Origin of the sequence: Vibrio sp. 99-70-13A1 (genome assembly GCF_013114625.1) — a bacterium.
Classification (GTDB): Bacteria; Pseudomonadota; Gammaproteobacteria; order Enterobacterales; family Vibrionaceae; genus Vibrio.
In genome coordinates, this window is the sequence record NZ_VTXD01000002.1 from 194,210 (window position 1) to 208,115 (window position 13,906).

The window sequence follows — 13,906 nt, forward strand, 5'->3', positions numbered from 1 at the left end:
ACCTACCCAATAACAACGTGATCCAACAATTCATCAATCACTTGCTGATGACTCACACCATCCGCTAAAGCGTCATAACTGAGTGTGTGTCTATGCCCCAACACTGAATGTGCCATTGCTCTAACGTCATCTGGCTCTACATAATCACGACCTTGTAACCATGCATATGCACGGGCGCATTTATCAAGTGCAATTGACGCTCTTGGGCTAGAACCAACCTCTATCCAGCGTGCTAGGTTGGATTCTGGGTAACGCTCTGGTTTACGAGTTGCCATAACAAGCCCGACAATATAACGCTCAACAATCTCCGATACTTCTATGGTTGGAAGTTCTCTACGCGCTTGAAGGACAAGTGCAGGTTCAATCTGAATCTTATCGATAGGTGAAATGGAAGTTTCTTTAGAATCAACAACTGTGTGTTTCGCGCTTACTTCTTCACTTCTCACTAAACGAATAATGTCGAGTTCAGCGTCGTCTTCAGGGTAATCCACCGTGATCTTCATGATGAAACGATCCATTTGAGCTTCAGGCAATGGATACGTCCCTTCTTGTTCAACGGGGTTCTGAGTCGCTAACACCATAAACAGATCCGGCAATTGATGAGTTTGATCGCCAACAGTTATGGTGCCTTCTGCCATCGCTTCTAATAACGCGGCCTGAACCTTGGCTGGTGCTCGGTTAATTTCATCAGCCAATACAATGCTGTTAAAAATTGGACCGGGCTGGAAATGTAAACTTGGTTTCGACTTACCAAACTCATCCGTTTGCTCTTGGTAAACTTCAGTACCGGTGACATCCGATGGCAAAAGATCTGGTGTGAATTGAATTCGACCAAATGATGTATGTAACGTGTCGGCTAAGGCTTTCACCGAGCGAGTTTTTGCTGTACCCGGTAACCCTTCTAATAACACATGACCATTAGTTAATAACCCAATCACCAAAGAACGAACGACATGGCTTTGCCCTATCACTGACTGTTCAACTTGAGTAATAAGGGATGTAATTGCCTGTTGAGCCTGATTCATATGTTCTCCAAACTACGTTAAGTTAAACGATCAGTTAGCCCGTACTGAATGAGTCAATATACGAGCTTTGGGTAGTCAATTTTATATTCTTAATCCTACTAAAGTGGCTGATAACTATTGGTTATACTCTCTATGCTTTTATTATGATTTCAGGTCATAACCTCTGTTTTAGATTTTGAATAATGTTAGGTGGAGCGAAACCTTCTAACCGCTGAATACATTGACTGGCTGTTGGCTTTTTATATTTTAAAAGCATGTCGCACTGAGCAAAAAGTTGCTGAGGATCACCACTCAATTCAAATGCTTTGAATAGCGCACCTGCCGCTTGATCCACATTGATCGTTTCCATGGATAATCCATACACATACCAGTATTGAGCATTCTGAGGCTCAACTTGGGTAGCTTGGTTAAAGTAGTCAGAAGCGCCATTTTTGTTACCCTGTCTGAGTAATGATAAACCGGCGCTGTAGCGGAGTGCACCGGAGCTAGGCTGAGCCGCAATGCCTTTTTTCATGGTGTCGAACGCGAGTTTCTCATTCCCTTGCGTGCGATACAAATCAGCTAAATTCACATAGCTATTGGCGAAATATGGTTCTACGACCATGGCATTCTGATAGCTTTCTATCGCTTTATCATAATGACCTTGGGCACGATATAAATTACCTAAGTTGGTTCGTCCAAACCCTCTGTCGGCATTGAACGTTTGGATCATGATGTACTCATCTAATGGCTTAGCAAGTTTCTCTTTTTGCATTGGGTTTGCTTCTCGCCAATTGTTCGCAAGTGCTCCTGCCGTTTCCGCACGTATGGCTAACACAGGATCATTCAGTAATGGCTGTAGTATCTGCCAGCGGTCGCTGAATGAAAATGCAGCAGAACCTTGAATGGTGCCTAAACGAATCAGTTCATTGTCATGTTTCACTGCCCTCCCTAAAGCCACCAGCGTATTTTGACCAGTAAAACTGCCCAACCTTTGCAAAGCAGAGGCGCGAATAATGTCACTTTGCTTTGAGTCTTGAGCGGTATAAGACAGCGCGTCTTCTGCACCGCGGTAATTGATTTCTTCCGCATAGAAAGCCACAGCAAAATGCTGCTGGTTTCGGTATTTTGAATTAGGGAACCACTCACCTAACTTTTCATCTGCCCACTCATTGGTTTCGCCTTCATGGCAATTGGTACACACGTTAGGCGTGCCTATATTTTTGCTTAAATCTGGTCTTGGAATTTGCCAACTGTGGTCGCGTCTTGGGTCCACTTCCATGTAAGTGGTTTCTGGCATATGGCAAGTGGTACATTGAGAGGCTTCAGTATTTGCAGTATGGAACGTGTGCTTTTCTGGCGTGTATTCCGAAGCAAGGTGACACTGGCTACATACGGCTTGTTCTGGCACTTCTAGCTTAGAGGTATGGGGATTATGGCAGTTGGTGCAAGTTACGCCTTTTTCTGCCATTTTGGATTGCATGAATGAGCCATAGACATAATCCTCATCGAAAATCTGCCCGTCATTATGATAAAGCTCTGGAGTAATTAGGCTGAGTAAATAGCTGTCTAACAGGTGTCCATTTACATGAGCTTGATCTTCATTCAGTTGTGTTCGGCGGCTATGACATTGGGCACACACTGTCGTTTGGTCTGTTTTCTTGATAGAAGCTGGCTGTAAAGTAGAAGAGCCATCTTTATAGACCCATTCCGTCACCGCTTTTGATAAGTCACGGTCAAAACCATAATGGACAAGAGTATTAGTGTTAGGCTCGTTAGAATTTTGAGCCTTTGCCCACGCCATATGTTCATTTGCAGGGCCATGGCACGCCTCACACCCAACGTTGATTTCAGACCAAGTAGAGTTATAACGATTTGTCTCAGGGTCATAATTTTTCTTTAAGTTTGTCGAGTGACAATCGGCGCACATGAAGTTCCAATTTTGCCCAGTATTGGTCCAATAGAATTCGTCCGTCACTTTCATTTTTGGGTATAAGTGATACCAACGCTGCCCACCAGATTCCGTACTTCTTGAGTCCCAAGCAAATGGAATCAGCTGCACTCGTCCATCTTCAAACTCAACCATGTATTGCTGAAGTGGGTCGTAGCCAAAGGTGTAATTGATTTGGTAGTCATGGAACTTTCCATCGGGCCCCTGAATATTGACCCAGAATTCATCACCTTGCTTAAAAAAGCGATTCGTTTTTCCTTCAAATTCGAATACCGCATTGTTGAAATCGGCTAACACGCTTTCTTTAGTCGCATGCTTCATTGCCATTTCATGATCAGAGCCTTTCCACTGTTCATAGGCTTCTTTATGGCAATCAATGCATTGCTCGCTTCCTACATATCCGTCGTTTTCTACATAGCTATCAATTTCTACATAGTTATCATTTTCTACATAACTATCTCTTCCTATAGAACTATCAATATTGACAGAGGCGGGCTCCGTGTCTGCTTTCAACTGAAGTGCCAGCATGGCAAGCAATACAAAAAATACGCTACGTAGTAAATCCATACCCAATATATTCTGACTTGTCCTTGTCATTATTCGCTTACCTGCTTCGTGCTGTTATTTAATTCTCTTATTATTCTGAATGGTGGTTTTTATAAAACACTCACCTTTTTGATAACTAACTTATTTAAATAACAATAAGTTACTACTAAAGCGTAGGCTAATTTGATGACAATTGAGGGTGGTAATTCGTTTATCTATAAGATCTGTGTTCTAGTTTGAACTTTCAGACTCATTTTCTTTCAACTCGTCACTTTTCGGAGACGAGAAGCTCAAAGGAAAATTCGGCTTTAAATACGTTTAGGGAAATAAAAAGGGCTCCGAAGAGCCCTTAAAGTTGCTACTTACTATGCGGTTCTTGGAGTTTTTCCATTACCTGATCTAACCCAAAGCTGGCGGCTTTTTGTCGAGGTGGAAACTCTTCAAAGGTGGCAAGGTATTTCGCGACATACGCTTGAGCAGGTACAAACATATAAGCGTGGTCAATTAGCCAATCGTAATAAGTATTAGACGTCACATCGGCGACTTCATACGGGTCCATTCTTAAGTTAAACAATTTAGGTACTCTTAAAGTCACAAACGGTTCAGCCCAAATTTGTAATGTCCCTTTCGCTCGTTGCTCCATAAATACCGCTTTCCACTTGTTGTAACGAAGTGCGGCTAAATCACCGTCATCGGTAAAGTAGAAAATTTCATCACGGCGACCTTCTGTTTCTTCCCCTTTCAAATAAGGCAAGAAGTTATAACCATCAAGGTGAACTTTGAAATCTTTACCGGCAGCACTGTGCCCTTTCAAAAGCTTCTCTTTGACTTTATCGTCACCGGCTGCGGCAACAAAGGTAGGTAACCAATCCATGTGGTGCATAATTTCGTTAGAGACTTGCCCCGGTTTGATATTGCCCGGCCAACGAACCATTGCAGGAACACGGTACGCCCCTTCCCAGTTTGTATTTTTCTCACTTCGGAATGGCGTTGTACCGGCATCAGGCCACGAGTTCATATGAGGACCATTATCGGTAGAATAGAAAACAATGGTGTTGTCTTTGATGCCCAAATCATCAACCGACTTAAGAATTGCCCCTACGTGATTATCATGTTCAACCATACCGTCAGCGTATTCACTAATACCTGTTGAACCTTGGAGTTCAGGTTTTACATGAGTACGGAAATGCATTCGGGTAGCATTCCACCAAACAAAGAATGGCTTCTCTGCTTTTACGGCACGTTCCATGAAGTCGATAGCTGCAGTTACAGTTTCATCATCCACCGTTTCCATTCGCTTACGAGTTAATGGCCCCGTATCTTCAATTTTTCCATCGGCGAAAGACTTAATCACACCACGCGGACCAAATTTCTTACGAAACTCAGGATCTTGTGGGTAGTCAATATTCTCAGGCTCTTCTTCAGCGTTCAGGTGGTAAAGGTTGCCAAAAAATTCGTCAAACCCGTGCGCAGTTGGAAGAAACTCGTCTTTATCACCTAAGTGATTTTTACCAAATTGCCCTGTCATGTAACCCATTGGTTTAAGCAGTTCTGCAATCGTGGCATCTTCAGCTTGTAAACCAATATCAGCACCCGGCAAACCTACTTTACTCAGTCCCGTTCTAAGAACGCTCTGCCCCGTAATAAAAGTAGAACGCCCTGCGGTACAAGATTGTTCACCGTAATAATCCGTAAACATCATCCCTTCTTTGGCAATACTGTCGATATTCGGAGTTTGATACCCCATTAAGCCAAAGGTGTACGCACTAATGTTCGACTGCCCAATATCATCGCCCCAGATTACCAATATGTTGGGTTTCTCTTCTGCAATACTGCTTCCCGACGCCCCGAGTAAAATGGCAGCGAGTAGAGTTAAGCGATGGTTGGTACCTTTCATTGACATCATATAAGCCCCTGTTTGTCTAAGTATGTAGCATCCTGCAGTTAACCTATAGAACAAAAATCAGACAATTACTAATCAACAACACACATAATATTTTTAATTCCATAGATTGTGTCTTGTGACATCAAATTCAAAATTTGTGACACAGGTTCTTCTACGTAAGAAAGTGGAAATAAGATCAAACGGCTTTACCCATTTTAAAATAAGGGTTAACGGTGAATATACTCTTGGAATAGAGCTTTATAACATTTGGTTATAGTGGCTATAAGACGACAGGTGACGGGCTTCTGATTACATTATTTGCCAAGGAACGCATGTGCGTTTATTTCAACAGCATTTAATGACGATGGAGTCCTCTTATGGCTAATCATTTAAACAAGATCGCAGTTGGCGTTGGCTTACTTGCCTCTTCAACCGCTGCCATTGCCGCAGAGAAACCAAACATTCTTGCCATTTTTGGTGATGATATAGGCTACTGGAACATCAGTGCTTACAACCAAGGCATGATGGGATACGAAACACCAAATATTGATCGTATCGCGAATGAAGGTGCACTTTTCACTGACCACTACGGTCAGCAATCTTGTACTGCTGGCCGCTCTGCATTCATCACAGGGCAAGAACCGTTTAGAACGGGTTTGCTTACAATTGGTATGCCAGGCTCTGAGCACGGTATTCCTGATTGGGCTCCAACCATTGCTGATTTGTTGAAAGACGAAGGCTACATGACCGCACAATTTGGTAAAAACCACCTAGGTGACCAAGATCAGCACTTACCGACTAACCACGGTTTTGATGAATTCTTTGGTAACCTTTACCACCTAAATGCAGAAGAAGAGCCTGAAACGTATTACTACCCGAAAGATCCTGAATTCCGTAAGAACTACGGACCTCGTGGTGTAATCAAATCTTACGCAGACGGTAAAATTGAAGATACAGGTCCTATGACGCGTAAGCGTATGGAACATGCGGATGAAGAGTTCCTAGAAACATCTTTAGCCTTCATGGAAAAGGCGGTTAAAGCTGACAAGCCATTCTTCATTTGGCACAACACGACTCGCATGCACGTATGGACTCGTCTACAAGAGAAGTACCAAGGTAAATCTGGTGTGAGTATCTATGCGGATGGCATGTTAGAGCATGATGACCAAGTTGGTATTTTGCTAGACAAGCTAGATGACCTAGGTATCGCAGACAACACAATCGTAATCTACTCAACAGACAACGGTGCAGAAACTGCAACTTGGCCTGATGGTGGTGGCACACCATTCTACGGTGAAAAGGGTACAACTTGGGAAGGCGGAATGCGTGTGCCGCAACTTGTTCGTTGGCCTGGTGTAATTGAACCTGGTTCAAAAATGAATGAGATGATGGCCCACCAAGACTGGCTACCAACTCTATTGGCAGCAGCTGGTGTTCCTGATGTGAAAGAGCAACTTACAGAAGGCTACAAAGCTAACGGTAAAGAGTTCAAAGTTCACATTGATGGCTACAACTTTATGCCTTACCTAGCTGGTAAAGAAGATAAAGGACCACGTGAATCGCTGCTGTACTTCACAGCAAACGGTGAGCTGAACGCGGTACGCTGGAATGATTGGAAGCTCAACTTTGCAGTGATGGAGGGTAACATCGTTAGCGCTGTACGCTTTACACCGAACTGGCCTCAAATCATCCACCTACGTGCTGACCCATTCGAAAAAGCACCGCACGAATCTGCAATGTACATGCGTTGGATGGCAGATAACATGTGGCTATTCGTACCAATTCAAGATGTTCTAGGCGAATTCTTCAAGACATTGCCAGAGTACCCAATGCAAACAGGCACTATGTTGAACCCAGCATCAATCAGCTCTCAATCACTTGGTTTGAAAGCGAAGCTTCAACAACTAGAACAGTTACAACAGCAAGTTGATGGTATGAAGTAACGAGTTAAACTCGAAATATCATTCAATAGTTAAGATTTTTATCATTCGAACCTTAACTTAAGAACCAATACAAGATAATCCACCCTATTAATTCATTGATAGGGTGGGTTTTTTACGTCTATCTTCATCTTTTTGCTAAATTTATTATGTATAGCCCATTTTGCACTATGCTTACATTTCTCTGCATAATTACATTTCTCAAATCAATCATAATTAACTACAATTATAAAGTTTGGTAGTCGATATAGTTCTGGTGACCGATTTGAAACTCAGCATGCAACCTTCTTCCATGAAATACTGATTTACATTGTAAAGTACGCCTATTACCACACGAATAGATGTCATTAATTAGTTTCAACAGCATCGTTTATAGAATAGCGAACAGTAAGTTGTCGTGATAAAATATGTTTTTGCTACTCTGATTGTAAGGATGAAGATATGGCTCTAATTTTTAAAGTAATTACTCGTATTACAGGGGTTATTTTCGCAATTTTAATGCCCTTGTTATTGATATCTCCACTTTCTTACGCTGATGCACCTAATGGTAATGAAGCCAGTGTTATTGAAGTTAATGCTATTGAATCTAGTGCTAATAAAACTAATGCTAATGAAGCTAATGCTCTTAAAACTAATGTTACTGAACCTCAGAGATCAAGCATTGTATTAGGGGTTATTAGCTCGAAGCCAAAAAAAGCTTTCAAACGTTCACAGCAACTAGCCGACTACTTAGCCGCTCATTTACAGGATCATGGGGTCACTGTTGGTGAAGTAAAAGTGGCGAAAGATTTAGACCAAATGAAAGAATTGTTCAGAACAGGACAAGTAGACTTAATTTCTGAAACCAGTTTTTCAGCTTATGAGCTAAAAGAAGCGCAGTTGGCGGATATGGTTGCTCGTCAATGGAAAGGAGGGAGTAAAGAGTATTATTCCATCTTCTTCACCCGAAAAGATCGTGGCATCAATAATTTTGATGACTTATTAGGTCAGATCATTGTATTTGAAGACCAACGTTCAACGAGCTCTTTTTTGATTCCGGCAATCACATTGCTTGAAAATGGCTATGACTTACATAAAGTCACTTCACCGCGTGACAGCGTACCAGAAGGTTCTATTGGCTTTTTCTTCTCTGATGAAGTTTCACGCTATGGCGATGAGACGAATATGATGTCATGGGTTCACAACAATATTGTGGCGGCGTCAGTATTCAGTAATTTAGATTGGATAGACGAAGTCCCTAATAATATTAAATCTCAGTTAATGATTTTCCACGAAAGTCAGCCACAGCCTCGTGCCATTATGCTCACCCGCTCTACTCTGAATCCCGATTTGAAAAAAGCCATCAAGCTCACACTGTTTAATGCCCATGACGATATTGCGGGAAAACAAGCGTTGATGGCATTTAAAAGTACAAGTAAATTTGATGCATTAACTCAACAAGATCGAAATAGCATTGATCAACTTGGTTCTAAACTCGAACTTATTACTCCCTTAGTTAGTCATACACCAAGTAGTAAATAAAATGAAATTAAAGGGTCGAATCATTTTAGGCAGCATGACATTTATAATCTTAACGATTACATGTCTTACTCTGTCACAACTTTATATCAAGCATAAATACACAAATAATATTCTAAATTCCACCTCTGAAATCATTTCAGAAAAATATGTACTGTATGCGCAAGAACAAGCCACCATCATTATTGATTCTTTGGCTTATTCTCTTGTCGAGCCGATGTATTTTTTCGATCTTGATGGTGTGCAGTATCTCATTGAGCCTATTTCGAACAGCAAAGGGATCGAAGACGTCATTGTTTTTGATGCTAAGGGAAATATATTCCACTCCGGCGGGCTAAATAGCGACTATGGGAAGCCAATCAATCGCCCAGATATGAAAAAATCAATATTAACTGAGCAAAAAGAATATCTGCACATCGATGAAAAATCATTAACGCTCGCCTACCCATTAAGCCTTGACAATAAATTATTGGGTGGCGTGGCTTTAGTCTTATCTTTAGAGACAGTTAGACGAGACATTACGGAGCACAAAAACCTTGTTCTAGATATAAAGCAAAATAGCAACGATCTGAATTCTAGGATCCTCACCGCCACATTTGTGATTATCTGTTGCGTTAGTTTGGTTTTATTAACGTTCCTAATTAATAAGTTTGTAGACCCAATTAAAAAGCTAGTAACTCAATCACGACACATCAGTTTAGGTGAATATCAAAACCATAACACCATCAAACGTAATGATGAACTAGGTGAGCTGGCAGTTGCATTTAACGAGATGGATGAAAAGCTGAAACAACGAAGTGACAGTATCGAATTCTTGGCTTATAACGACCCTTTGACCCAACTGCCAAATCGACTTAACTTCATTACTTATATTGAAAGCTTAATCGAAAGCAGCAGAAAAGATAACGTTCAATCTGCCATCTTCTTTATTGACCTTGATGGCTTCAAAAACGTAAACGATAACTTAGGTCACCAAGCGGGTGATGACCTTTTAAGACATGTAGCCAAGCGAATTTTATCTGTTATTGAACGTTTAAATGCCCTTAATGCTCTAGAGCCCATAAATCAACAAGTCGCTCGTATTGGTGGTGATGAATTTTTGCTTTGTATCCCGAATGTAAACGGTATTGATGACACCTCAGAAATCGCCAAAGCCTTACTGCATGAACTCTCAACCCCCATTCTGATTAATGAGCTTCATGAATCCGTTTTTATTGGTGCCAGTATCGGTATTGCCTTTCTTTCTGAAGACGAAATATCAGCAGAAGAGCTAGTTAAGCAAGCTGATATTGCGATGTACGCAGCAAAAGCCAGTGGGAAGAATACATTCCGCCACTTCACTAAAGAAATGGAACAGAAAGTACTTCGCCGAGTCATTATTGAGCAAGATTTACAATTAGCAATGTCTGACTTTTCTCAGTTTCAGGTTTGGTTTCAACCTAAAATTGATCTTAAAAATGGGAAAGTCATTGGCGCTGAAGCCCTACTAAGGTGGATTCACCCTGAGAAAGGGTTTATTGGACCGGATGAGTTCATTCCAATTGCAGAAACTAACGGGCTAATTGTTCGATTAGGTGAGTGGGTGATCGAGGAAGTCATCAGTAATCTCTCTCGCTGGAATCAGGTACACAACTTAGAGAGCTTCCACGTTGCATTGAATGTATCAGCACGCCAATTACGTGATCAGCAAGTCTCTAATTTTATTGATGAACAACTTAAAAAGTACCAGTTACCATCTCGACTCATTCAAATTGAAGTGACTGAAACCACTTTAATGGAAAACAAAGTAAGTGCGAGAAAAGCACTTGATTCACTAAGACAATTAGGCGTAGAGGTTTGGTTAGATGATTTCGGAACGGGCTTTTCCTCACTTATGTATTTACAACAGCTAGCCGTAGATGGGCTAAAGATAGACAGAAGTTTTATTTCTGGTGCTGATGTAAATACCAACACCCACACCCTTTGTTCTGCCATCATTTTAATGGCTCACCAATTAGGGATTCGCGTGGTTGCTGAAGGGATTGAAACTCAAGAGCAAGCTACATTACTGCAAGATCAAGACTGTGATTACGGGCAAGGTTATTTCTTCGCTAAGCCTATGGTTTCTGATCTGTTTGCTAGAGAGTATTTTGAGGAACAAGACAAATCTGCACTACAGATTTCCAGTCACTAAATAGTGCCTAAATCGTAAACAGTTATTTAAAATACACAGAAAACCGACCTAAAGCGGCAAAGCAAGATAGAAAACTAGGTACCTATTTAACATTTTATTTAATGCCTAGTTTCAATCGAATATGATGATCTGGCACTTCAATTTAATAGGCTGGTTCATTCAAGAAACAGACATCTAATGAATTAATACCTCGAAGAGATTTTCGATGAACACCACTAAGGTTGCCACTTAGTACTAAGTAGTAATTACCTGTTTTCATCATCTCCCAGGCCTGTTCAAGTGAGTCAGCATAATGCTTATCCTCAAAATCTTCAGCACTATCACTGCGACCTCTTCTCTTTTTTATGGATAATTCAAATAGCCCATCTTTATTTGGCAAACATTCAAAAATAACAGGGTTATTGTAAATAACACCTTCAGCAGTAATCGATTTGATCATTGTGATAACTCTTTTAATAAAAAAGCCACTTCGAATAATCAAAGTGGCAATAAATTTATCCGCAATGGGAGAAAAACTTAGAAGTAGTAGTAAGCCGCTGCGAATACGTGAGTTTCTTCATCGTAATCAAAGCCAGCATCTAGCTCTTGCTTAATATCAATACCCATGTCGGCATTGTCAGCGATGCGGTACATTGCAGCGATGTTGATGTAAGAGAAATCTTCATCAGATTTGCCTTGAGCTTCTTTAGAGTTTGCAGCGTAACCAGCAGCTAGTGTTAGATCTTCACTAAGTGAGTAACCTGCAGATACGTAGTAACCTGTATTTTTTGCATCTTCAACGTAGTCTTCGTGACCTTTAACTACAGTGTTACCTTCTTCAATCCAAGTGTTCACACCGATTTTGATGTCGCCTACTTTTACGTTACCTGTCACTGTGTAAATATCGTAGTCAGCGTCGTCACGAGTTTCATAACCTGCGTAGATGTTCACTACACCTTGCTCAAAACCAACATAACCGTTCACACCTTTGTCAGCGTCAGTGTGGTCGTCATCTGTTTCGAAGTATGAAATTCCGTAAGCAATTGAAGAAGTAGAACCTTGGAATTTAACAACGTTAAATGCATCAGAAGCATCACTTGCAGATGCGCCGTACTCGTATGTGTTATCGCCTGCGCCATCAACTTTGTCTAATGCTGTATCGTTTTCAAAACCGAAAGACGCAATACCAACACCAGTATCAAAACCTAACCATGCTTTATCAACATCAGTAGCAGGACCAGAATCAATACCGTTAGCCCAACCAGCAGTATTAGCACCAGTTACGTTATTATCCGTTGTGTAGTTCAACATGAAATCCGTTTCGAAGTAACCAACGAAACGATTGTTACGGTAGTTAACCGCAAGAGTAAGACCAGTAGCCCAATCATCGTAAAATGCTTTTGAACCAGTATCGTAGTAGCCACCAACACCGAAAGAACCAGATACAGAGAACTGATCTTTATGCATAGAGTCAAATGCGAACATATCTTCGTTTTTGCTATTTTGGCTGCTTGTGCTTACTGCAAATGCAGATGAAGAAATGCTTGCGATTGCAATAGCTACGAGAGTCTTTTTCATTTTCACTACCTTTCATTAATCATATATTGAGAGAAGCTATACATCCCTCTTTGGATGGCAGTGATTGTTATCCATTTACATTTGTGTCAGTACCGTAAATTTACTGCATCTTGACAACTAAATTTGTTTAAATTGAGACACGTAGCCCTAAAGTGAAGCCGATGTCAGTACTGTTATCCATGTTCCTCATATTTTCTGTCATAGAAGCTTCCAGCATTGCTCGCTCTAAAAATCGATAACGGTAGCCTAAGACAAGCTCATTTGAAGGTTCTGAAAAGTCAGGATCATTACTTGCCCAGCCATGATAATTCAGTGACTCCACCACTACGCTATGCATTTTATTAAAACGATATTCATAACCGACAGCCCAGCTTAGGCTTCTGTTTTCTAATGTAACGTCTTCATCAGAATCTCGATGTACAGCTCCGAGCGTCACAAAAACACTGTTTTGAGCATTGATATAACTGTAATTAAGCTGCACTCCTTGCTCAAAACTTTTCCTTTCGAACATTCCGTCTCTTACATTGTTCCAAAATAATGAAGCTCCAGCAGACAAAGAAGAAGGACCGCGCGATAGAATCAAGACCTCATTGTAATAAGTGATCGCGCTGGTTAAAGTCTCTCCTTCGAAGTCATCTATCTGCACCCCCGCTCCTGGAATAGAGACACTGAATTGGTCTTCTGGAACGGTATCTCGTCCATTCTGACCAATCCCAAATAAATCGTGGAACCCCATAACAAAACTGTCTAGACCATTATCTTTTGCTGTTACTTTTCGATAATCCAATTCCGTTTTCCAAATAGGCGAAACTTGCCATTCCACAGCAACATGACCTTGGTTCTGATAATAATCGAGGGAGTACTCACTGGTGTGAGCCCAAATACTGGCAATGGTATAAGACGACTTAAATTCAACAGAACCTACTTTATTCGGCTCTGCCTTTCTCAACTGGGTTGAAAGGACGTTTGAATGTATTGGAGATTGGGCGTAGGCATAGATAGGAGACGCATTTACACTAGATATCAGGCAAGCCGATAACCCTATTAACGTTAAAAAATACTTCATATCTGTTCATCTAATAAACTCAAGAAATAGTCATATATTGTCTTAAATTTAGACAGATTTTTATGCAGTATATTTACTGTATTTATAAACTACCCTATGAAAGACTGTGAATAGGTTTATTTTTTCGAGAGCCAGTTAATACAGCGCTTTGACGTTCGTAATCATTCTTATTTATATGCCACATATATTTTCAAATCTTATATTTTTTAAGCCATAGATTGTTAAACATAGTAGGATATACAGAGCAGGACAGGTGTATGACCATG

General features: G+C 40.9%; 9 protein-coding genes. 3 read left to right on the forward strand and 6 right to left on the reverse strand.

Features of this window, described 5'->3' with window-relative positions; translation table 11 throughout:
* Positions 1-2: 2 nt before the first annotated feature.
* From F0226_RS02595 to F0226_RS02605, 3 genes are all read right to left on the reverse strand, one after another.
* Complete coding sequence (locus F0226_RS02595; RefSeq protein ID WP_171734153.1) at positions 3-1,025, reverse strand: MoxR family ATPase; 1,023 nt, start codon at positions 1,023-1,025, stop codon at positions 3-5.
* A gap of 154 nt (positions 1,026-1,179) precedes the next feature.
* Positions 1,180-3,552: a tetratricopeptide repeat protein gene (locus F0226_RS02600; protein WP_253820736.1), complete on the reverse strand. Its 2,373-nt coding sequence runs from the start codon at positions 3,550-3,552 to the stop codon at positions 1,180-1,182.
* Between the two features lie 307 nt (positions 3,553-3,859).
* Positions 3,860-5,407, reverse strand: coding sequence for an arylsulfatase (locus tag F0226_RS02605; RefSeq protein WP_171734154.1), 1,548 nt, complete (start codon positions 5,405-5,407; stop codon positions 3,860-3,862).
* Between the two features lie 356 nt (positions 5,408-5,763).
* Here F0226_RS02605 and F0226_RS02610 point away from each other — a divergent pair, with 356 nt between their 5' ends.
* The 3 genes from F0226_RS02610 (at position 5,764) to F0226_RS02620 (ending at position 11,017) form a co-directional block, all read left to right on the forward strand.
* On the forward strand, positions 5,764-7,329 hold the full coding sequence (locus F0226_RS02610) for an arylsulfatase (RefSeq protein WP_171734155.1): 1,566 nt from the start codon (positions 5,764-5,766) through the stop codon (positions 7,327-7,329).
* 438 nt (positions 7,330-7,767) lie between these two features.
* Positions 7,768-8,847 carry a phosphate/phosphite/phosphonate ABC transporter substrate-binding protein gene (locus F0226_RS02615; protein WP_171734156.1) on the forward strand — a complete coding sequence of 360 codons (1,080 nt, stop codon included), beginning with the start codon at positions 7,768-7,770 and terminating at the stop codon, positions 8,845-8,847.
* Position 8,848: 1 nt separating this feature from the next.
* Complete coding sequence (locus F0226_RS02620) at positions 8,849-11,017, forward strand: EAL domain-containing protein (RefSeq protein WP_171734157.1); 2,169 nt, start codon at positions 8,849-8,851, stop codon at positions 11,015-11,017.
* Between the two features lie 142 nt (positions 11,018-11,159).
* On the opposite strand, the gene F0226_RS02625 is transcribed toward F0226_RS02620, so the two are convergent.
* The 3 genes from F0226_RS02625 to F0226_RS02635 all read right to left on the reverse strand — a co-directional run bounded on the left by F0226_RS02625 (position 11,160) and on the right by F0226_RS02635 (position 13,640).
* On the reverse strand, positions 11,160-11,456 hold the full coding sequence (locus F0226_RS02625; RefSeq protein WP_171734158.1) for a hypothetical protein: 297 nt from the start codon (positions 11,454-11,456) through the stop codon (positions 11,160-11,162).
* 77 nt (positions 11,457-11,533) lie between these two features.
* Positions 11,534-12,574, reverse strand: a complete 1,041-nt coding sequence (locus F0226_RS02630; protein WP_171734159.1) for a porin — start codon at positions 12,572-12,574, stop codon at positions 11,534-11,536.
* Positions 12,575-12,701: 127 nt separating this feature from the next.
* The gene (locus F0226_RS02635) at positions 12,702-13,640 is read right to left on the reverse strand and encodes a DUF3187 family protein (protein ID WP_171734160.1); all 939 of its coding nucleotides are present in this window, start codon (positions 13,638-13,640) and stop codon (positions 12,702-12,704) included.
* Positions 13,641-13,906 lie beyond the last annotated feature (266 nt).